The sequence below is a fragment of the Bradyrhizobium sp. IC3123 genome, from assembly GCF_020193625.1.
In the GTDB taxonomy this organism is placed as follows: domain Bacteria; phylum Pseudomonadota; class Alphaproteobacteria; order Rhizobiales; family Xanthobacteraceae; genus Bradyrhizobium; species Bradyrhizobium yuanmingense.
On sequence record NZ_JADYVF010000001.1, the window covers coordinates 566,666 to 587,752 of the forward strand.

At 61.8% G+C, this 21,087-nt stretch carries 19 protein-coding genes and 1 pseudogene; 10 read left to right on the top strand and 10 right to left on the bottom strand.

The window, feature by feature from the left end:
* Positions 1–18: 18 nt before the first annotated feature.
* The gene (locus I6F20_RS02865) at positions 19–417 is read left to right on the top strand and encodes a VOC family protein (protein ID WP_225125026.1); all 399 of its coding nucleotides are present in this window, start codon (positions 19–21) and stop codon (positions 415–417) included.
* Here the strand turns inward: I6F20_RS02865 and I6F20_RS02870 are convergent.
* Complete coding sequence (locus tag I6F20_RS02870; protein ID WP_225125027.1) at positions 398–1,495, bottom strand: hypothetical protein; 1,098 nt, start codon at positions 1,493–1,495, stop codon at positions 398–400. The two genes, I6F20_RS02865 and I6F20_RS02870, sit on opposite strands and share 20 nt — an antisense overlap.
* 351 nt (positions 1,496–1,846) lie before the next feature.
* Between I6F20_RS02870 and I6F20_RS02875 the strand changes: the two genes are divergently transcribed.
* Positions 1,847–2,068, top strand: coding sequence for a hypothetical protein (locus I6F20_RS02875; protein WP_081493985.1), 222 nt, complete (start codon positions 1,847–1,849; stop codon positions 2,066–2,068).
* A 55-nt stretch (positions 2,069–2,123) separates the two neighbouring features.
* Here the strand turns inward: I6F20_RS02875 and I6F20_RS02880 are convergent, their stop codons facing one another.
* The gene (locus I6F20_RS02880; protein WP_036013661.1) at positions 2,124–2,465 is read right to left on the bottom strand and encodes an H-NS histone family protein; all 342 of its coding nucleotides are present in this window, start codon (positions 2,463–2,465) and stop codon (positions 2,124–2,126) included.
* A 917-nt stretch (positions 2,466–3,382) separates the two neighbouring features.
* On the opposite strand from I6F20_RS02880, the gene I6F20_RS02885 reads away from it, so the two are divergent.
* From I6F20_RS02885 to I6F20_RS02900, 3 genes and pseudogenes are all read left to right on the top strand, one after another.
* Positions 3,383–4,072, top strand: coding sequence for a LuxR C-terminal-related transcriptional regulator (locus tag I6F20_RS02885; RefSeq protein WP_057029413.1), 690 nt, complete (start codon positions 3,383–3,385; stop codon positions 4,070–4,072).
* Positions 4,073–4,693: 621 nt separating this feature from the next.
* Positions 4,694–4,954: pseudogene (locus tag I6F20_RS38350) on the top strand (hypothetical protein); the annotation flags it as partial.
* Between the two features lie 366 nt (positions 4,955–5,320).
* Positions 5,321–5,593: a hypothetical protein gene (locus I6F20_RS02900; protein WP_225125028.1), complete on the top strand. Its 273-nt coding sequence runs from the start codon at positions 5,321–5,323 to the stop codon at positions 5,591–5,593.
* A gap of 152 nt (positions 5,594–5,745) precedes the next feature.
* Here the strand turns inward: I6F20_RS02900 and I6F20_RS02905 are convergent, their stop codons facing one another.
* Positions 5,746–6,537: a Crp/Fnr family transcriptional regulator gene (locus tag I6F20_RS02905; RefSeq protein ID WP_225125328.1), complete on the bottom strand. Its 792-nt coding sequence runs from the start codon at positions 6,535–6,537 to the stop codon at positions 5,746–5,748.
* 651 nt (positions 6,538–7,188) lie between these two features.
* Between I6F20_RS02905 and I6F20_RS02910 the strand changes: the two genes are divergently transcribed.
* Positions 7,189–11,265 (top strand): LuxR C-terminal-related transcriptional regulator, encoded by a 4,077-nt coding sequence (locus tag I6F20_RS02910; protein ID WP_225125029.1) that lies wholly within the window; start codon positions 7,189–7,191, stop codon positions 11,263–11,265.
* Positions 11,266–11,530: 265 nt separating this feature from the next.
* Positions 11,531–12,139, top strand: coding sequence for a cysteine hydrolase family protein (locus I6F20_RS02915; RefSeq protein WP_225125030.1), 609 nt, complete (start codon positions 11,531–11,533; stop codon positions 12,137–12,139).
* Between the two features lie 48 nt (positions 12,140–12,187).
* Here I6F20_RS02915 and I6F20_RS02920 read toward each other — a convergent pair whose 3' ends face one another.
* The 6 genes from I6F20_RS02920 to I6F20_RS02945 all read right to left on the bottom strand — a co-directional run bounded on the left by I6F20_RS02920 (position 12,188) and on the right by I6F20_RS02945 (position 17,933).
* Entirely contained in the window at positions 12,188–12,970 is a 783-nt protein-coding gene (locus I6F20_RS02920) for a Crp/Fnr family transcriptional regulator (protein WP_036013671.1), read from the bottom strand.
* A gap of 128 nt (positions 12,971–13,098) precedes the next feature.
* Positions 13,099–14,253 carry a DUF305 domain-containing protein gene (locus tag I6F20_RS02925; RefSeq protein WP_225125031.1) on the bottom strand — a complete coding sequence of 385 codons (1,155 nt, stop codon included), beginning with the start codon at positions 14,251–14,253 and terminating at the stop codon, positions 13,099–13,101.
* Positions 14,250–14,429, bottom strand: coding sequence for a hypothetical protein (locus tag I6F20_RS02930; protein WP_027575113.1), 180 nt, complete (start codon positions 14,427–14,429; stop codon positions 14,250–14,252). Before I6F20_RS02930 ends, I6F20_RS02925 begins: the two co-directional genes overlap by 4 nt.
* Positions 14,430–14,591: 162 nt before the next feature.
* Positions 14,592–16,196, bottom strand: a complete 1,605-nt coding sequence (locus tag I6F20_RS02935) for an alpha-amylase family glycosyl hydrolase (protein ID WP_225125032.1) — start codon at positions 16,194–16,196, stop codon at positions 14,592–14,594.
* The gene (locus I6F20_RS02940; protein ID WP_225125033.1) at positions 16,177–16,746 is read right to left on the bottom strand and encodes a hypothetical protein; all 570 of its coding nucleotides are present in this window, start codon (positions 16,744–16,746) and stop codon (positions 16,177–16,179) included. Before I6F20_RS02940 ends, I6F20_RS02935 begins: the two co-directional genes overlap by 20 nt.
* An 11-nt stretch (positions 16,747–16,757) precedes the next feature.
* Positions 16,758–17,933, bottom strand: coding sequence for a zinc-dependent alcohol dehydrogenase (locus I6F20_RS02945; RefSeq protein ID WP_225125034.1), 1,176 nt, complete (start codon positions 17,931–17,933; stop codon positions 16,758–16,760).
* Between the two features lie 152 nt (positions 17,934–18,085).
* On the opposite strand from I6F20_RS02945, the gene I6F20_RS02950 reads away from it, so the two are divergent.
* Positions 18,086–18,868: an SDR family NAD(P)-dependent oxidoreductase gene (locus tag I6F20_RS02950; protein ID WP_225125036.1), complete on the top strand. Its 783-nt coding sequence runs from the start codon at positions 18,086–18,088 to the stop codon at positions 18,866–18,868.
* Between the two features lie 365 nt (positions 18,869–19,233).
* Here the strand turns inward: I6F20_RS02950 and I6F20_RS02955 are convergent, their stop codons facing one another.
* The gene (locus tag I6F20_RS02955; RefSeq protein ID WP_225125038.1) at positions 19,234–19,629 is read right to left on the bottom strand and encodes a response regulator; all 396 of its coding nucleotides are present in this window, start codon (positions 19,627–19,629) and stop codon (positions 19,234–19,236) included.
* An 87-nt stretch (positions 19,630–19,716) separates the two neighbouring features.
* Here I6F20_RS02955 and I6F20_RS02960 point away from each other — a divergent pair, with 87 nt between their 5' ends.
* Positions 19,717–20,724 carry a chemotaxis protein CheB gene (locus I6F20_RS02960; RefSeq protein ID WP_225125040.1) on the top strand — a complete coding sequence of 336 codons (1,008 nt, stop codon included), beginning with the start codon at positions 19,717–19,719 and terminating at the stop codon, positions 20,722–20,724.
* Between the two features lie 9 nt (positions 20,725–20,733).
* Positions 20,734–21,003, top strand: coding sequence for a hypothetical protein (locus tag I6F20_RS02965; RefSeq protein WP_225125042.1), 270 nt, complete (start codon positions 20,734–20,736; stop codon positions 21,001–21,003).
* Positions 21,004–21,087: the final 84 nt, after the last annotated feature.

Below are 21,087 nucleotides of genomic sequence, written 5' to 3' on the forward strand. Positions count from 1 at the left end.
GGAAGGGAGGAGCAGCGCATGGATTTGCACTTTCATCACGTGGGAATGGCGTGTCGAAAGATCGCGGCGGAGCTGCCCGAGCTCGCGGTCGTTGGCTACAGTCCTGAAGGCCCCATGTTCGAGGACCCCATCCAGCAGGTTCGGATTCAGTTTGTATCAGGCGGCGGTCCGCGTCTGGAGCTCATTGAGCCGATCGGCGCACAATCGCCGGTGGCAGGTATCTTGAAGCGCGGCAGCAAGTTCTATCATCTTGCTTACGAAGCAGCTCACTTCGACGACGCGATCGCTTGCTTTAGGTCGGAGCAATATCTTCCTGTATCGTCACCCGCGCCGGCGGTCGCGTTCGACATGCGCCGCATAGTGTTTCTTGCCTCCGCGACGCTCACGCTCGTTGAGCTCATCGAGGCGAGGGCCTAGCGCGAGTTGGCGATTGATCCGGATGCCAGGTAACGATTTGCGCGAGCCCGTCAGACGACACAGCTCCGCTGCGCCGAACCCATTCAGCAGCGCGCAGGCCGCCGGCCTGCAGTCTCACGACCGGCTCGGGGCCAAGCTCGGACAGCAGAATGCCCATGTGCCCTGATCCCGGAGGCGTTGTTGGCCAAACGCCCAACCCATTTTCTGACAATACGGTTCGATCGATGTCGCCCCAAAACTGCACGACAATGGCGCCAGGGGGCGCGCACGCAACGAGGTGAGCTGTTTCCGGCGCGCCGATGCGAGGCTTAGCCGCCGGTCGCAGCGCAACGATGATTGCGTCCCATTGGTCGTGATACAAGCTCTGGACGTCCTCGAAGACGTCCACGCTCGCTCCGGAGCTCACGAGACCGGAGCGAAGCGAGCCAATGAAGTCGTTGTCGCACAGCAGGGCAATGCGATTCTTGTAAGCGGACAAGCCGCTATCGTGCAGTTGCTTCACGCACAGTGGACCGAGAAACGAGAAGACATCGACTGACGGGTGACGTTCGTTCACGCCGACGATTGGAATTCCGCGCCGCAAGCATGCGTCCATGTCGAGGTCCTCGGAGCGAAGTTCCCAGGCCTCGTACATCAAGGCGATGACGGCTTCCTTTGGTAACTCATCAATAAGCGCAGCGGTCAGAGGCCGAAGATGGCCGCTGTTGGTTACGATATCCGTCTGATGGATGATATCGGGGGTGATCTGCTCCAGGATGTCTATGCGATCGGCCACGCCGACCGAATCTGCGAGCTTGAGGGTCTGGTCCATGGCTTCAGCCGAGGTGCCGTGCCGCGTAGTTTTCGTAAAGGCATAGACGTGCCTGGCTCCGGCCATCGCTGCGAGAACGGCCGTCACGGCATAGGCCCCGGTCGCAGCCTCGGTGAGAACCGTTAGTTCCGAAAGGTCTAAGAGAGTTTCGGTGAGGGCGCGGCTCATCAGGGTGCCCAGACGTGGCAATGAGAAGCCTGGTCGTAAGGTGGTGTCGAAGCGAGACCGCAATTGCCCGAACGCTACACCGGACTCGGTCCCGATCATGAAATCGCCTCTCGGTTTCGTCAGGTGGGAAAGCGGTCGCTTGGGCGCATGTGCGGCGACTGCTCTAGCCCCGTTTTGCGCCGAAGCGGCGCTGAAGAGCGATGTGCCGCCTCATTTAATATATTAAAATATAACAGTAACGCGCTTTGTGCATATAGGTCGTTTGGTATAATCTGCCTCTGGACCTCGCTTTGCGCAGGAGTTCACCGATGCGCCGCGACGGGAGCGTCGGCATGCGATAGTACTCAAGGTGTTATTTGCGTAGACAATTTAAAAGGCGAGATTAACATATTTAACTTGCGACACATCCAAAACCGCTTATTTTCTATGACCATCGCAGGGAGAGCGCCGATGAACCCGACTGACTCCAATAGTGAAGACCGCCGTGAGTTCTTGAGAAGCTGCGGAAAATTTGCCGCCGTCACTCCTCCCGTGATGACACTGCTGCTTTCAACCTCTCTGACCTCATCCGCCATCGCTAGTTCTGGCGGAAACGTTGTGCAGGGCAATAATGGCAAGGGCAACGGTGGTGGGGACGGCAGTCCTAACGGGAAAGAAGATAGCACTCGCTAAAGTGACGCCTGGCGGCCCAGCCCTGACACCACCATCCCGGGGACCGGTCGGAGGTTCAGCCGGCCCGGCGGCGCCGTTGTGCGGACGAACGGTCGATCAGGAGATCGTTTAGCTTCTTGCCGGCGCGAAGCTGCGCCTTCAGCCATCGAGGCTGCTTACCACGGCCGGACCAGGTTTCGGACGGGTTCTTAGGGTTCTGATACTTCGGCAGCACGGGAGGGTAGGGGCGGCGTGCACGTCCCTCGGTCTGCCCCCCGGTCTTACCTTCGATCTTGCGAAGCCGCTCTTCGAGCTTGGCTTTTTCCGCGGTCATCCTGCGACTAAGAACAGCAGTGACCTCATCGTAGAGTCGCCACAGCTCAGCTGTGGTCATAGATGCCCAATCATCGTTCTCCATGGAAGCCGTCCCCACTACCTCCGAACCGAAACAGGAGGGGGGCTTATCAGGTCAAACCGGGGTCCGGCAAGCACGATCACCCGTGCCGCTGCGCCAGTGTGCGTGGTGGTCGGAGTTACCGGCTGGGCCCGTGCCTCCGAACCAGCGGTCGCTTCGCCCTCCGCCCCCGGGCTCGTCGCCTCGGCGCAAGCAATCGCTGCTCGGCCTTCGACACGCGGCTACGCAAGTTCTGCAATTCAGTGAATTGAATGATGAGAGCCTGATGAGTTTGACGCAAAACTGCTGAAGAATACATGTGACCACCTACTCATTGCCAACGATGCCCTCCATGACCGCTCATTGAAGTTGCTGAATTGACGAATATGCAGCTCCAATATGGGTGACCGGATTTCGTCGTTGCTACACTGGCTGCGCGACGCAGCCGTTTTCGTGCTTTACTAACCAGCTTCGCCTTGATGAATAGTATTACTTTTCCTCCCTTCAATAACATGGCTTTTTGAACGATCTCGTGTTCGTCGAAACTTCGTCGAATGTTAGATTTGAATCGTGAATGACCCAATATATCGTTGGTAATAACGGTGCCAACGAAGTTAATTGGATGTTGACCATCATGACACAGCAGCCGATCCGTGCGCCTAGACATTCTATGGGAGAATTTTCTGATCGAATCTATCATGCGTTGTCGAAATTTGGCTTTCGTCTACAAGCTTGCGGCCTCGAATGTTGAGCACCGCATTCTTACGGTGCTGCGCATACTTGCCGGTCAAGTTACCGTGGCGCAGTCGTCGAACGTTCGGCTGTCTAGGATTTGAGACTGTGTGACATTGTCGCCGAGCGGACCCGTCATCCTCGCGTTTCGAAGAAATTGTTGGATTAAACGGCTGCACGGGGGGTTGTTAGCGATAGGCAGGGGAAGCATGCACCGCACCAGAATTGTCATCGCGGATCGACATCCGATCGTTTTGCAAGGGATCAGGAGCGTTCTTGCAGCGCAGCGTGATTTTACGATCGTTGCGTCCTGCAGCGATGGCGCAAGCTGCAATGAGGCAATCCGATTTCTTGTGCCGGACGTCGCGCTCGTCGATGCTGCACTGCCTGATGTCAGCCGGCAGCAGATCCTCGCTCCCGCAAACGCTTCAGGCCCAAGTCCCGCGGTAGTCTTTTTCGCCGGTGTCGCGGCGGATTGTGAGTTGCAAAGGCTGGCCTTGGAGGGCGCCTGCATCGTCCTCTCGAAGGATTCGGATGCCGAGATGCTGGTCTCAACCCTGCGGAAAGCCGCCCAGGGCCAAGCAGCGGCCTCGCCGAGCGCATGGCTAGCCAATGATGAGGCCCGCCCCGATGAGAAGCCCCTGGCACAACTGACGGACCGGGAGCGGCAAATCATGCGGCTTGTGTCGGAGGGTCTATCGAACAAGGAGATTGGACGTCGGTTGAACCTTGCCGACGGTACGATCAAGGTCCACCTTCATCATATCTTCCAAAAGCTGGACATCAGCAATCGCACGATTCTCGCGGCATTGGCGATTTCGCGAAACGAGCTGCATGCCGCGTCACGTAAGATGGATCCCCCTGATCTGTTGCATCAGGATCCGGCGAGCGTGAAATAATGGGAGTGTCTGGCTCTTCCGAACGTGCGCGGGGGTTATCGTGGCGCCAGAAGCCCAGCCATGTCGCTGCAGGCCCCTTCGGCCTCGGCTAACGTTCGAAAGGGCGAACCGCCAATCTTGATTGCGGCCTGGTTTTTGTGGAGCGGACGCCAACTCGCCAAATAGCCGGCGCGGCCATGAAAGCCGGGGCCTCTCGGGCTTCCGAAGCTGATCACGAACGAGAAGCCCTCGCTGGTTGCGCTCCAGATCTCCATGTCGCGGACAGACCGGTGGAATTGCAGTGGCATCGTCATCATCCGTTGCAATCGAGCCCTGCGCTCGACGTCCGTTAAAACGCAAATTAATCGTATTAAATGGCGAGCGCAACTCCGAAGCTGCGCCCGAAGGCCAGGAAGTACAGGAACGAGTACGGAAATTGCCCACGATCAATTGACGGCGCACGTCAAGAAACACCACTCACATAAAGAAAATTATCGGTTGAAAATACATTTAATGTATAATACCGTAATTAATATTTTAAACCGAGGAGAGCGTGTTGTGACCCGGGACGGCAACGAAGATGACGACCGGCGGGCGTTCTTGAAAACCTGCGGAAGATTTGCGGCCGTCACACCCCCAGTGATGACTCTGCTTCTATCCACTTCCCTGACCTCAGGAGCCATTGCAAGCTCGGGGGGCCTGCGTGGAGTGACGCAGAAGGATGGGAGGCAATCGTCGTTCTTCGATAACGACCGGTCGTCCGTATCGGGACCGGGGAGCTCCAGCGGCGGGTCAACAGGGGGCGGGGGAGCCCCTGGCGGGGGCTCTGCTAAATCATCTCGCGCCGGAGGAGGGGCAGCCGGTGGCGGATCCGGCGGTAGCGGCGGGTCTGGCGGTGGCGGAGGCAGTGCGAAAGGGCCTTTCGCAACCGGCGGCAGCTCTGGAATTCCAAACGCAAGTGGTGGGCTCGATTGCGCAGAAGAAGACGAGGAAAAGCGCAAGGCCGAGTGTCCGGGAGCTAACACCAGGATTTCGAGTGCAGCCGAATCCAGCCGATAGCAGTCTTCTCAGCCCATGCGTGAGCCTGCGGCGCCGTACGGTTTGGCAGGGCTGGACCTTTCTTAAACTCCGGCCGAGTCGTCCCTTGTTGCACCGCCGCAGCGCGATTTGCGGTGTAAACACTGCCAAATGTTCATGCGATTGTGGTGAATTACATACTTTTCCTGACCTTATGCGACTTCTTCTCAAGACCTCGATCAGGAGCGTGTCATGAATATCCGCGTTCGAGCGGAGAGTCCTGCGGCGCTGCTTCGAGAACGTCTCGAGGCGCTGGTGGCAGAGCTTGCGGAACTTGAAAAGCTCAGAGAGCGGGTAGGTCGAGAGGAGAATCTTCAGCGCAAGCTGCGCAAGGCGGGCAGCGCCAACAACCCCGCTCGGACCGCGGGTGGGCCTTCCGGCTTCGCACAGGCAAAGCTCATGGCCATACCGCTCATTCGCAAGAAGTCGGGCTGTTGTGACGAGCGTCCCAAGGCGAATGGATGACGGGAATTTTCGTCCATTGTTCGCTTCGGCCGGGAGCCGGCCGCAAAGTCGAAAAAAATGCCACGCAGGATCGGACGTTTGCAGCGACTGAGCTTCGCGCGGTTTGCCGGATGGCGCGGGCACATGCGGTGGTTCGCGAAAACGAACTGGTTCTAAGAGCCTGTCCCGGCTATTCGGCTGCCAGGCGAGCGGGAGGCGCTCCGCGCTGGAGGCCTATGAACGAGCCCGACCGTGCTCTGCGAGACGATCCGATCGATGCTGCGGCTCATGACCTTGTAGCATTCGCATGCCATGGCTTCGAGCCGCGGCCGATCGATTTCAAGCTGGCCACGTCGATTGGATCTTAGCGCTCTTGATGTTCGCATTGTGCTCACGACATGTGTGACGGTGGTGCGGCGGACGCCCAGCAATTCCGACAACGTTTCTTGGGTCAGCGGGAGGAGATCGCTGCCATTTGCCCGATCGTGAATGTGAAGCAGCCAGCGCGCCAAGCGGGCTTCGACGGAATGTAATGCGTTGCAGGCAGCCACGTGCTGGAGTTGCGTCAGCAACGATCTCGTGAACACTTGCACCATCGCTGCGACGGCGGGGCTGCAATGTTGCGCTGTCAGGAATTGCGCAGGCGAGATCTGCAGCGCGGTCCCGGCGATGCGAGCAACGGCCGTCACGGGCGAGTGGGATGCGCCAAGCGCTGACGTCAGACCCACAGCCCCTTCATGCCCCACTATCGTCGTGGCGACCGTCTGCCCGTTCGGCAGCTCCATGATAGTGGCTATCGCGCCGCTCAGGGGGAAGAAAAGATGTTCGATCCGATCGCCTGATCGGACGAGCACCGTATCGCGCTCGATGACGATCTTCCGCAGATGAGGTGCAAGCAAAGCAAAATCCGCCGGCGGCAACGCTGCTAACAACCGATTACCAACCCTGGTCGCGTGGTCCATCATGGGATCAACCCCCGACGGATGTTCGGCGCGAGAACTCATGCCGGCTCGTCGAGCTGCTGTCCGGCGTGCAGCTCAACAGCAGTCAACTGGCAACCACAGATATGGTTCCTGCGATGAAGGCTAGCATGCGCTGGTCTGCCAATCGCAGGAACGGCTTGCGCCCGCGACTCCAGCTTGCGCTTATACAGACCTGTCGCTGACCTGCAATTGATGTCGTCGACTCGCCGACGGCAGCCTGCGCTGCGGCTGAACAGCATCCCAGCCAACGATCATTCTCCGAACAGCTGATCGGCCTTGAGTTGTGAAGCGTGCCAGGCGCGGATCGCGAGCGCGCTCTGAAAGTCTCGTCTCAGGGGCGGACAATTTCCAAGATGGCGTTCTGGCCGCCGGGACCAATAGCGTTGGAATGACGGCCGTGAGCCGTTCGTGTGCCCCACTCGAAGCCCACCCAACGGCCTGGCGTCGCCGTACTGTTCGGCAAAAGGCTAGGACTTACGGCAAATGGGCACATTTGCACGTCAAATTCGCGATTTTAGATATGGTTAAACCGGATTAAATCTCTTTCTTTATTCTATTCGTTGTATTTTAATGACTTCACTCGGTCTCGGCTATATGCCGAAGGACATAGACGGCCGGGTCGAGGCAGAGTCCATGTTAGACACGTCTGCGAAACAGCGGATACTCAAGCCCGTCCGGCTTGTGATCGTAGATCGACAGCCGATCGTTCTACGGGGGCTAGAGTCGATACTCGGGGCACAGCCGGACTTCGACGTCATCGCGTCGTGCAGCGACGGGACAAGCTGCATCCAAGCGATGCGGAATTTGACACCCGACGTTGCACTTCTTGCTGACACCCTGCCAGATCTAACGGCATCCGAGATCCTCGTCATTGCGAAAGCTGATCGGCTGCCCACGCGTCTGGTGTTCTTTACAGATTCCGACACGGACCACGATCTAACCTTGGCCATCGCTGCTGGCGCGTGTGATGCAATCGCGAAGCATGTTGCACCGGACGCTGTGCTGCGATCGCTGCGACTGATGACGAAGCGTAGCTTTTTGGAGCAGTCCGATCTCTCGCCAACCGTCGAGAAAACCGACAGCAGCAAAATCGACAACCTACTGGAGCTATTGACGCCGCGCGAACGTCAAATTGTACGACTGGTGTCAGAAGGAATGTCGAACAAGGAGATCGCGCACCAGCTAAACGTTTCAGATGGAACCGTTAAAGTACACCTGCACAACATATTTCAGAAGCTTGAAATAACCAACAGGACGGTGCTCGCCACCCTCGCATTGCTACAACGCCCGTCCGGGTTCGGAATGCTCTCGCTGGCTCTCCTGGCGGTCGCCATTGCGGACGAACTCAAGGCGTCGGAGGCAAACGACATTCTTCCGCATGACGACAGCACCGGCCCCGCGGTGGAGTATGCCGAATATGAGCTCTGGAAGCGAGCTATCCTCCGTCACGCCATCGTCGCGGACTCCGACGAAAAGCCGTCGCTCACTCAGAGAGGCGTTTTTGTCGGGGCGAGCCAAATCTCGACCGCGGCCTCGGCAATGGAAGCGCCTCGCACCGCTGAGCAATCCGCAGGCTCGAAATCGTGGAAGGACTACAGTTCTGTTGGATCAAGCACGCCCGGTTTGGCCACACCTTCCCTGCGAGGAATGAACGACGCGAAGATTGGAGGTGACTCCACCGAGGAACATCTATTCTCGCGGCTGACATCCAATCCGACTTTGATTCACGGAGGGTATGGTACTTTCGCCACTCTCACCGGTGCGTTGATCTACACACTCAGCGATCCCCATTTGGCATTGCCGTCGCATGACCCGGCCAAAGCGCCGCTCGACAGCTTCGTGGACGTTACCGGATACAATGCGGCCACCAAACTGGCTGCGATCACCAATGCCGACGATCATCATGTAGATGATTCAGTCCCGGGTTTCCTTGCGCAGGCTTCTCGCCTGCCTTCCGCGTTTGTGGTCGTTGAAAACGAAAGCGCCGCCGGAGAAGGCACTCGGGGCCACTCGAGTGATGGTACCGTAGGGGAGACTCTCCAAAAACTTGCCGGCCTCGTGCACTTCAGTCACGATGCCGGTAGTAGCGGATATAGCCACGATCAGCTGATGGGCGGCAACGTCGCTGAAAACGTTGTTCATCGCGACCCGACCGATTCCAGTTCTACCTCTTCCGACTCTGTCTTCAACTTCGCGTCTGGGCCGAGCAGGATCAATCTTGCGGCTTTCGGAGCCCTTGCCAGGCTTCATATGACAGCAGCAAGCAAGTCCATACCGCCACACACCGTCGCTTGGATCTTCAACTCCACAACCAATGAAACGATCGTCTATGTGAATGCGACCGATCATGTTCTGGAGATCGGAGACCGCGACCTGTTGGAAATCCATCTGCCGGGAATTGTATCCATCGCAGAATCGGATTTTGTCGGCCAGCCGACAGCCGCGGCGGCCGCTCTCACGTTGGAGCAGCTCGAAGAAGCGCTGACATCCGTGATTGCAATCGAAGCTATTCTGAGTACCGACAGTGCCCATGCAAGTATCGGGACGAGAGAGAGCACATTCGGGACCGCTGGAGTTTGGGACAGTCTGGCTGATGCCGGCTTGAGGACTGAATTCGCGCCGGTCCGCACAACGGAAGAGAGCGTGGATGGGACCGAGGGGTCGGCTCGCATATCACCGATCGTGCTTGCTCATGCTGCAGCGGTAACGGAAGTTGAAAGTCTTACATTGAAGAGTCAGGGGAACGATGCAGGCACCGGCCCCAGCATCGCAGCGGCCGGTAGCGCGGGCGGCAGTAACTCACAGCATGTTCTGGAGCCATGGCCTGCAAAGGAAACAGGTGCGGAGCAGACGGACGGTGGCTTCATACCTGGGAGTGATGTCGGTGATGAGAACGAGCATCAATCCCCGGCTTCGGACCCTTCGGGAAGGTCAGGGAAGACGGCAGAAACAGGCAGCGCGGAACATGGCAAGCCGGTGCATTCAACCTCTAAAAACGCATCGGAAGCAGCCGATTTTGGTGAATCGAGCCTCGCGACAGCGCACAGGGACGACTGCGAAGGGCCGCAGCACGCTCCCGAGCAAATGTCTGCAATGGCCGGCGCCAGAGATACGGCCGACGTGAAGTCCATACCGGGCAATCGCGCTGGCAAGGACAACGCGCATGATTCACCGGCTTCGGACTATTGGTCAGGGCCAGCAAAAGCGGCCGAACCAGGCGGCCGGGACCACAGCAACTCGCACGCGTCGGAGCGAGGGTCGGCAAAGGCAGCCACGGAGACGGCCGAAGCGAAGTCCATGCCGGACAATCGCGCCGGGAAGGACAACGCGCATGATCCACCGGCTTCGGACCGTTCGTCAGGGTCAGCGAGAACGGCCGAACCAGGCGGCCTGGACCACAGCAACTCGCACGCGTCGGAGCAAGGGTCGGCAAAGGCGGCCACGGAGACGGCCGAAGCGAAGTCCGTACCGGGCAATCGCGCCGGCAAGGACAACGCGCATGATTCACTCGCTTCGGACGATTCGTCCGGGCCAGCGAAAACGGTCGAACCAGGCGGCCTGGGCGCCAGCAACTCGCACGCGTCGGAGCGAGGGTCGGCAAAGGCGGCCACGGAGACGGCCGACGCGAAGTCCGTATCGGGCAATAGCGCCGGCAAGGACAACGCTCATGATTCACTGGCATCGGACGATTGGTCAGGGCCAGCAGCAGCGGCCGAACCAGGCGGTCTGGACGACAGCAACTCGCACGCGTCGGAGCGAGGGTCGGCAAAGGCGGCCACAGAGACGGCCGAAGTGAAGTCCATGCCGGGCAATCGCGCCGGCAAGGACAACGCGCATGATCCACTGGCTTCGGACGATTCGTCAGGGCCATCAAAAGCGGCCGAACCAGGCGGTCTGGACGACAGCAACTCGCGCGCGTCGGAGCGAGGGTCGGCAACGGCGGCCACCGAGACGGCCGAAGCAAAGGCGACACCGGGCAATGGCCTCGGCAATGACAACGAGCATCATTCCTGGACTCCAGCCTATACGCGCGAGTCAGCGAAGATGGCAGAGCCCAGCGGCGTGGAGCAGAGTAACAAATGGGAGCATTCGACCTCTGCTCACGGCCCGAAGGCTGACGAAAGTGTTGCAACGGCGGAGCCGGAGCCTGTAAAGGCGACAACCACGGAGTTGGCTGAAACTGTCTTCATGTCCGAGATGAGTGTCGGCGATGGCGACAATCATCGTGCATCGAACGCAAGCGCGTCGGCAGCAGTGGCCACGACAAAACTGGCTGACCTGCAGCATAGCAATTCAGGATACAATTCACACTCGGCCTCCGCAAAGGCATCAGCAGCAGCCGAGATCGCCGAATCGAGCGCCACAAAAGGCGATAGTGCAGGGAACGGAAACTCGCAGCACGCTACGCAACCTGCTGCAATCGCATCGGTGGCCGCACAGCCGGCTAAAGCTGCGTTCGAGACCGGCGGCGCCGATCAAGATCGAGTGTTCCGCTTCGACAGCGACGCAACTCCTTTCACTCCCATCGTCAGGATTGAACCTAGAGAGGTCCACATTCCGCTCGATCCACGCGCCAAGCCCGATCAGGCGGCCACCCTCGATATCCTCGTCAAAATCCTACCCAACGCACTGGACGATCCCGCGGCCAACCATGGCAATAACGGACCCCATCACGCCCCTGTAGCTGCGCATCATGACCTGCTGATTTGAAATGTTGCATTGTCTCGCGAGCAGGACGCAGGGCCGATGTTGAACAGCCTGCTCCGTATACTGGTCGGTTGATATGCGCCCCTTATGCATTGATAGTCCTCGATAACTCATTGAAATCGCAGTAAATGCGACCGCCCTCCGAGCGCACCACCTTCATTTTCATAGCTTTTCTGGGCGGGGTTCGCGCTGCACGCCGCGATTCGGAACCAAAGCCCTCGCCCCGCATTCGCAACTGGTCGCCGAATGCGCTTGAAGGTGGAGGACGATGAGGGACGCTATGTCCGATGTTGCCGAGATCCGCGGCGCCGTTCACCTGTGCATCGACATGCAGAACATTTTCGCCCCCGATGGCCTTTGGGCGACGCCCTGGATGGAGCGGGTGCTGCCGACGGTCGTCTCGGTCGTTGCGCGCCACGCGGAGAGAACGATCTTCACACGCTTCATCACCCCGCAGGATCCGGAGGACCGCCCGGGGCAATGGCAGAGTTATTTCCGCCGCTGGCGCCAGGCGACGCGCAGGCATCTGCCGTCATCGGCTCTGGAGCTCGTGCCGGCCTTGGCACGTTTCGTTCCGCCGGCGGCGATGATCGACAAGTCGGCCTATTCCGCGTTCAGCAATCCCGGTCTTGCGCGCCTGCTGGTCGAGAAGAACGTCGGCACCGTCGTGATATCGGGCGCGGAGACGGACGTCTGCGTGCTCTCGACGGTCCTGAGCGCCGTCGATCTCGGCTTCAGGATCGTCCTTGTCGAGGACGCGCTGTGCAGCTCGTCCGACGTCGGCCACGACGCGCTCATGACGATGTACCGCACCCGTTTCCACGGCCAGGTCGACCTGGTGACAGCGGAAGAGCTGGCCGAGGTCTGGCGGGAGTAGGGTCCGACGTCATTGAGCCGCGCAAGGTCCTCGCGCCCACGAGGCGGATCAAGCGACCGCGACGTCGGCCGCCACCGGTCTCGCATGCGGCGGCCGAGCATCGTCCGCGCCGGACCGCATGCTCAGGTAGGTTGGGTCGAAGCCGGCGAGCCGGACCAGGCCCGGCCAGTCCGTGATGGTCAAGGTCTTGCCCTGCCATTGCAGCAAATGGCAGCGGCGCAGCTCCTGGATGGTGCGGTTGGCATGGACCGGGGAGATGCTGCAGGCTGCGGCGAGGTCGGACTGGGTGAAGGGCGAGGACAACCTGAAATCCCGGGCAAGCCCGACGGTTTGCAGCCGCACCGTGATCTCGCAGAGCAGGTGCGCCACGCGTGTCAACGCGTCCCGGCTGCCGAGGTTCACCGTCCAGTTCCGCTGGATGGCGTGATCGGCAAGCAGCATCAACAGCAAGGCGTGCGACATTGCCGGAGATCGCACCGCGAGCTCGCGAAAGAAGCGGTGCGGCACGAGCGCGACGATTGCGGAACCGAGCGCGGTCAGGTTGCCCTCGATGCGCGGGCGATACAAGCTTTGCAGGTTGGCGATGTCGCCGGGCACGCAGATCGCGGTGATCTGGCCATCTGCGCTTTCGTCATTCTGCCAGGACAGATATCCCTGGAGCACCAGGCAGCATTGCGTTGCCTCATCACCGTGCCGCAGGATGGTCTGATGCGCGCCGAAATGCGCGATGCTGCTCGGCATGTCCGCAAGCAGATCGAGATGTTCCGGGGTCAGTTCGACGAGGCTCGTCAGGCGGTCGGCCAGCCTCGAGAAAGCAAATCCTGCCTGCATTTGATCTCCGACGGCCCCCGTCGGCCCAAGTGTGGCCGATAATGACGGCGGAAAGCATTAACGTTTGATAGGTTCGTCTGGAGTATCGGCGAGGCAGCAGGCCGCTTGCCGATACAAGATCCTCACGTTCAATTGACGTTGTCGCCGAGCATGTTGCGGACGCCTGTGGTCACGGCGGCGAGGCCGCGCGTGCCGTGCATCAGCGCGATCTCGCCCTGCTGCTCGTGGCGGATGGCATGCGCCATGATGCGCAGACGAGGGTCGCCGCGGCTGTGCCACATCTGGTCGGCCATCCTGACCGCACCGCGGTGATGCCGGTTCATCGCCTCGATGAACAGCATGTCGAACTGGTCCGGCGGCGCGGTCTTGACCTGGCGCATCTCGGCCGGCGTCAGGAAGCCCGGCATCGCCGCCCGCTCCTCGGTGCTGCAATCGGGCATCTCCGTGTCGAACCAGCTCAGCCACCAATTCTCGAATATGCGGTTCTCTCCGGTCTGGCTCGCGACCATCAGCATTGCGAGCTTGCGCAGATGCGGATCCTGCGCGCGCTCGGCAGCCGTCCGCGCCAGCTCGATGCCCTGGGCATGATGCGTTGTCATGTGACGGATGTAGGCCTGGTCTTGATCCCTGTCGCGGCCCATCCACGGCAGCTCGTAGCCATGATCGCCGAACAATGCGACCGCCCCGAGCACCGCAATCAAGGCCAGCGCGCCGGTGATCCATATATTCGTGAACCGCACGTCGCTGTCAGGCGCAGTCCCGCGCCTCCAGCGCAGGCGCGCGAACAGGGGATACATCACGGCGGAGGAGCCATGCACCAGCAGCCCGATCCAGTAGGGTTGTTGCAGCGTGAACAGCGGCTGCCAGAATGGAAACAGCGGCACCAGCACGAACCATTCCATGCCTGAAGAGAACGCGGCCCAGGGCAGCGCCAGCAGCAGGATCGTCATCGGCCGCAAGTCGGCCGTCCAGCGTCCGAGCACGCCGAAGAAAACCAACGCCCAGGAAAAATCGGCCCATTGGTGAAAGGCGATCCCGGCCAGGATCGCGCTCCAGGATGGCTCGGAGCTGATCGCCCAGTCGCGCGCAGGAATCGCGGCAACCGTCATCCAATCGACCGCCGCATCGCGGCCGATGCGGGCAGCGAAGAGTTGGCTGACGATGGTCGAAAAGGTGCTGCTGATCAGGCCGAGTGCGGCCGCGGCAATCCAGCGCGAACGCCGCCGCTCGCCGGTGGTGCGCCGCGCCCCAGTCGTGAGTGCTGGTCGCGGCTCGGCGTTCACGTCAGCTGCTTGAGCTTCTTCAGCGGATTGAGTTCGCTCGGCTTGTCCTGTTCGTCGCGCCCGCGCTCGGCCTGCGCCTTGCCGTCATCGTGCAGATCCTGGTCGCCGATGATCTCGCCGACGGCCTGCTTGGTCTTGCCGGCGATCCGCTGCTGCAGACCTTTGGTCTTGCCCATGAGCTGCCTCCGATATGTCCTGCCGTGGCTCACGCCGCTACCCCGGCGCCTGAAGGGGGCGTGGGCGCCGGGGCTGCGGTCTTGCAAATTGCCTCCGGCGGCGGGGGGAGACGCCGGAAGCCTTGATCAGACTCTTCGCGACGCGGATGGTTCCTCCTGACGTCACCGAGGTTCGAGCGCGATGATCACGCCTTCGTTGCCCCGGAGCAGGATGGACGCATCCGGCACCGGCTCGGGCGGCCGATCCAGATGCGTCGACATCAAGAGACGGCCGCGACCTTGCCAATGGAATTTCCGCGGTTCGGCCGCGAGATTGAGCGCGACCAGAATTTCGTTACGGCCTGCCGTCCGTTTAAAGGCCAGGACATCGTTCTGCGAGCGCAGCGGCTCGTAGCCGCCCCGTTGCAGGCCGGCATGCTCGCGCCGCAGCGCCATCAGCGCGCGAAACAGAGCGAGGATCGAGCGCTCGTCGCGCTGCTGTGCGGCGACATTGGCCGCACCATCGGGCGGCTCGAGCGGCAGCCATGGGCGGCCCGTGGTGAAGTCGCCATCGGGGCTGTCATCCCATCGCATCGGTGCGCGTTCGGGATCGCGGCACAGGCCATAGCCGGGCACGAGCTTCTCGAAGGGATCGCGGACGCGGCCCTGCGGAATCGGCACGCGCTTGCGGCCGATCTCGTCGCCCATGAAGAAGAACGGCGTTCCCCGCAGCGTCATCAGCAGCATCGCAAGCACGCGCATCTGCGCCTCGCCGATCTTGCTCGCGATCCGCTGCTTGTCGTGGCCGCCGATGACCCAGACCGGCCAGCCATCGTCAGGGATGGCGTTGAGATAGGCGTCGACCGTGGCCTGCAGCGAGAGGGCGTCCCATTTGGAATCGAGCAGGGCGAAATTGAGCGGCAGATGCAGGCGCGGCCGGTCGTTGCCGTAGAAGTGGCCGATGCGGTCGGTCTTGCCCTGGACCTCGCCGCACAACATCCGTCCGGGATAGGCGTCGATCACCTCGCGGATGAACTCGATGCAATCCATCGTCTCGGGCCGATCGTCGGTGAACACCGTCGTGTGCCGCTGGGGCGGCGGCTTGCCCTCGGCTTGCGGATTCGCCGGATTGTCGCGCAACAGCCGGTCCTTGATCAGGACCGCACTGGCGTCGACGCGAAAGCCGTCGACGCCGCGGTCGAGCCAGAACCGCATGGAATCGGCGATCGCGGCGCGCACTTGCGGGTTGCGCCAGTTCAGGTCGGGCTGCTCCACCAGGAAGGAATGATAGTAATATTGCCGGCGCGCCTCGCACCATTCCCAGCCGCTGCCGCCGAACCGGCTCAGCCAGTTGTTGGGCGGCCCGCCGTTCTCGGCCGGATCGGCCCAGATGTACCAGTCGGCTTTCGCGCTGTTGCGCGAGCTTGCGCTCTCGACGAACCAAGCGTGATCGTTCGCGGTGTGATTGGGAACGAGGTCGAGGACGAGCCGGATGCCCGCACCGTGCAGCGCCTCGAGCAGGCGATCGAATTCCTCGAGGCTGCCGAAGGCGGGATCGATCGAACAATAGTCGGAGATGTCGTAGCCGAGGTCGCGGAAGGGGCTTTTGTAGATCGGCGTCAGCCACACCGCATCGACGCCGAGCCATTTCAAATAGTCGATGCGCGACATCAATCCGGCAAGGTCGCCCTTGCCGTCGCCGTTCGAGTCCTGAAAGGAGATCAGCGCGATCTCGTAGACGACGGCGGATTCCCACCACGCAGCTTCGTCACGGGACTCGTCGCTCATCACCTTGCTTCACCTCGTTTTGCCCAGCGTGCGCTGCGATCTGTCTCGCCGCAGTGCGGACGCTCTCGATGCCCTTGGGAAATCCGCTGCGGTTCGGATAGAGCTTGCGCCGTGCATCGCGCGGCGGGCGGCGTGGCCTGGTGTCCTGCGCGGCGCGGTAGTCGAGCACGGCGATGCCGCCGACCATCAGCAGTGCGAGCGCGACATTGCCCTTCTTGGGATTGTCCGCCGTCAGCCCGGACAGCAGCGCGGCGGCATCGAGGCCGTCGCCGCCGACGCGAGCCCACAGGCCGGCGTTTTTCTCGACCGACAGCGTCATGATCCCGGCCATGATTTCGCGCACGCCGAAGGCGCGGACGAGGGTCTCATGGCCTTCCATGCCCAGCGTGTGCGTGACGCGCCTCGGCGCGAACAATTCGACGACGCCGAGGCCGATGCTGAACCATCCGAGTGCGCGCGCGAGCTGGTCCGCCGGCTGCTTCAGGCTCGGTCCGCCCTCGACGATCTTGGGGTCGCCCTTGGTGCGCACGATGTTGGAGAAATGAAACATGGCTAGCTCCTTCAGGGCTTCAGCACGACCTTGACGCAGGAATCGCGCTTGTCGCGAAACACCTGGTACATCTCCGGTCCCTGGGCGAGCGGGACGGTGTGGGTGATGACGAAGGACGGGTCGATCTCGCCCTCTTCGATGCGGCGGAGCAGGTCGTCGGTCCAGCGGTTGACGTGGGTCTGGCCGGTCCGCATCGTCAGGCCCTTGTTCATGAAGGCGCCCATCGGGAGCATGTCGGACAGGCCGCTGTACACGCCCGGCACCGAGATGATGCCGCCGGGACGGCAGACATAGATCATCTCGCGCAGCACGTGGGGCCGGTCGCTCTCGGCCATCACCATCTGCTTGGCGCGGTCGAGCAGGGTGTCGGGCAGCGATGGCATCACATGAGATTCCATGCCGACGCAGTCGATGCATTTTTCCGGACCCTTGCCGTCGGTCAGCTCCTGGAGCCGCTCCACCACGCTCTCGGTCTCGAAGTTGATCGTGGTGGCGCCGCCGGCCTCGGCCATGCTGAGCCGCTCGGGCAGGCAGTCGATCGCGATCACCTGGTTGGCGCCGAGCAGGATGGCGCTGCGGATCGCCATCTGCCCGACCGGGCCACAGCCCCAGATCGCGACCGTATCGGTCGGCTCGATGTCGCATTGCGCGGCGGCCTGCCAGCCGGTCGGGAAGATGTCGCTGAGGAACAGCAATTGCTCATCCGGGATGCCGGCCGGAACCTTGATGTGGGTGGCGTCGGCAAAGGGCACGCGGAGATATTCGGCCTGGCCGCCGGGATAGCCGCCGGTCAGATGCGTGTAGCCGAACAGGCCCGCCGTCGTGTGTCCGAACACCTTGTCGGCCAGATGACGCTTGCGGTTCGTGGTCTCGCACACCGAGAAATTGCCGCGCTTGCACTGGTCGCATTCGCCGCAAATGATCGTGAACGGCACGACGATGCGGTCGCCCTTCTTCAGCTTGCCGTCGACGCCCGAGCCGACCTCGACCACTTCGCCCATGGTCTCGTGGCCCATGATGTCGCCGGGCAGCATGCCCGGGATGAAATTGTGAAAGAGGTGCAGGTCGGAGCCGCAGATGGCGCAGCTCGTCACCTTGATGATGGCATCACGCGGATCCTGGATCTCCGGGTCGGTGACGGTGTCGCACCGGATGTCCTCCTTGCCGTGCCAGACCAGCGCCTTCATCGTCCGTCCTCCCGGTTGAGCCACGTGCCATCTAAGTCCAGGCACGAACGATGGTTGCTATCGCCGCGCGCAAATTCTTCGCACTGCGCAAATAGGAACGAGGGAGCAGGGCGGCGATTGAGCGTGATCACCTCAATTCCAAGGATGTGCGCATGCCCGCCAATCAACTCGCCGTCGTCACAGGCGCCTCAACCGGTATCGGTCTGGAACTCGCCAGGTGCTGCGCGCAGGCGGGGTTCAACCTCGTCGTCGCGGCCGACGAGTCCCAGATCGAGCAGGTGGCCGTCGATCTCCGGCGGCTCGGCGGCAGCGTGGAGCCGGTCGAGACCGATCTTGCGACCACCGAGGGCGTCGACAAGCTGTGCGCGGCGGTCGGCGACCGGCCGATTGACGCGTTGCTCGCCAACGCCGGCATCGGCCTCGGCAAGGCGTTCCTCGACCAGGACTTTGCCAGGGTGAAACACCTCATCGACACCAACATCACCGGCACGCTGTATCTGATCCACCGCGTCGGCAATGAGATGCTCCGCCGCAATGCCGGCCGCATCCTGATCACCGGCTCGATCGCCGGCTTCATGCCGGGCAGCTTCCAGGCCGCCTACAACGCCAGCAAGGCGTTCCTGGATTCATTCTCGTTCGCGCTGCGTGAGGAGCTGCGCGACAGCGGTGTCACCGTGACCTGCCTGATGCCGGGTGCGACCGAGACCGAGTTCTTCCGCCGCGCCGACATGATGGACACCAAGGTCGGCACCGAGAAGAAGGACGGCGCTTACGATGTCGCCAAGGCCGGCTTCGATGCGATGATGCGCGGGGACGCCGATATCGTCACCGGGCTCAAGAACAAGATCCAGACCACGGTCGCGAACGTCACGCCCAACGAGATGCTGGCCAAGCAGCACCGCAAGATGGCCGAGCCGGGCACGGCAAGGTCGTAGAGCGACGCGCGCGCAATGTTGCGGAGCGCGCGAACCCTTTTGCGAAGAGAAAGCAGACCCCCGATTCACATAGCCTAATGCGCTGCGGCCCTCAAACCGTCAAATTGTGCGGGCTGAAACAAGAGGGGGGCCGCTGTGGCGATGGATCGCATCGAACAGGCCTTTATCGCGACTGCCGTTACGGGTTTTCTCGTGATGATGGTTGCGATCGTCTGGATGATGATGAGCTGAAGGTGGGGAGCTTGCCGTCTTGCGCATCGCGCTACCTTACGCCGCAGTTATCCTGTGCCTGGCGGTGACCGCGTGGCTTGCGTTCGCGCATCTATTTTGATCGTCGCCCGGCTGCGAGCTTTCAACCGCTTTGACTAGACCGGCTGCTCGGCGATGAGTCCGGTGAGCTTCCGTGCCATCGCCGCAAGATCGATCGGCTTTTCCAGCAGCGGCACGTCCTGAAATTCCGGACTGAGCGTGATCTTGTCGTATCCGGTGGTGAAAAGGAAGGGCACGTTCCGCGCTCTCAGCTCGCGGGCGATCGGAAAAACCATCTCGCTGCGGATGTTCACGTCGAGCACGGCGGCGTCCAGGACGGTGCCGTCGTGCAGGATCTTGAGCGCGTCTTCGAGATCGCCGACGGGACCGGCGATCTCGGCGCCCAGCGCGCGGAATGTCTTGCCGATGTCATCGGCGAGAAAATACTCGTCCTCGACCACGAAGATGCGGCGCCCCTTGAGCTCTGCGCGCTGATGCGACGATGTCGCCATGCTGTCTCGGCCTCCAAACGCATAGGAACATAAGCCGGCGATCCGCCTTGGTGCAAACTGCAAACGATGCAATTGGAGGCGGGTTCCATGGGCAACCGCGACATCATTGTCATCGGGGGCTCGGCCGGGGCGACCGCTCCATTGAAGCAGATTCTGGGCCGTCTGCCCGCGGATTTGCCGGCCGCCGTCTTCGTCGTGCTGCACATTCCGGCGCAGGGCATCGGCATCCTCTCCACCGTGGTCGGCAGTGCCGGTCCACTTCCGGTGCGGCAGGCCGAGAACGGCATGAAGATCGAGCCCGGCCAGATCTACCTGGGTGCGCCGGACCATCATCTTCTCGTCACGGAGGACCGCATCTTCCTCGGCCGCGGCCCGCGCGAGAACATGGTGCGGCCGGCGATCGATGCGTTGTTCCGCTCCGCCGCGCTCTATCACGGGCCGCGCGTCATCGGCGTGCTCCTGAGCGGCCTGTTGTCGGACGGCGCTTCCGGCCTCAACGCCATCAAACGCTGCGGCGGGATGGCCGTGGTGCAAGACCCCGCGGACGCGATCTCGGACGAGATGCCACGGCGCGCCATGGAGGCGACCACGGTCGATCTCTGCGTTCCCGGCGCCACCATGGGCGACGTGCTCTCCGAGCTCGTCAGGGAGCAGGCCGGCGCCGCGCTGCCGATTCCGCCCGAGATCAGGCTCGAGGTCGAGATCGCGGCCGGTGAGCGGATCGGAAGCGACAATCTCGCCGCCATGGCTGACCCTGTCGCCCTGACCTGTCCATCCTGCGGCGGGGTGCTCTCGGAGGTCAAGAATGCCCGCCCGATGCGTTTCCGCTGCCAGGTCGGCCACGGCTTCACCGCCGATGCGCTCGCCAAGGAGCAGGAGGGGCGCGTCGACGAAGCCTTGCGCGTGGCATTGCGGATTATCGAGGAGCGGGCGGAGCTGGTGCAGCGCATGGCCGCCGACGGCCGGCGCAGCGGCCGGGCTGCCGTCGCCGAGATGTACGAGGCTCGGGCGTTCGAATACCGCGAATATGCCGACATGATCCGACGCGTCGTGCTAAAGTCGCTGGATCCTTCCGTAGGCAAACGGGAGGCGTAAGGCGCCGCCATGGCCATCCCCCTTGCCCAACGCGTCGCGCAGCTCGATGCCGAGCGACGCCTCCTAGTGAAGGCGGAGCGGGATATCGAGGAAGGCTGGCTGCGGGTCCGCAATCAGGAGGACCGGGTGCGCGAACTCATGGCGGGCGGTCATGACACGTGTCAGGCGGAGCGGCTGGTCGACCTGCTCAAGCAGACGCTGGTCGAATGGGAGCGCCACCGCACCCTGATCGAGCAGCGCGTCGCCTTTCTCCAGCACGAGGTCAATCCGGAAGCGTAGGGCGCGCGACCCCCATCTCTCAAGCTGCGCTGTGCGACGCAGCGCAGCAGCAGGCGGCCCACTCGCGCTTGTCCCCTCAATCGG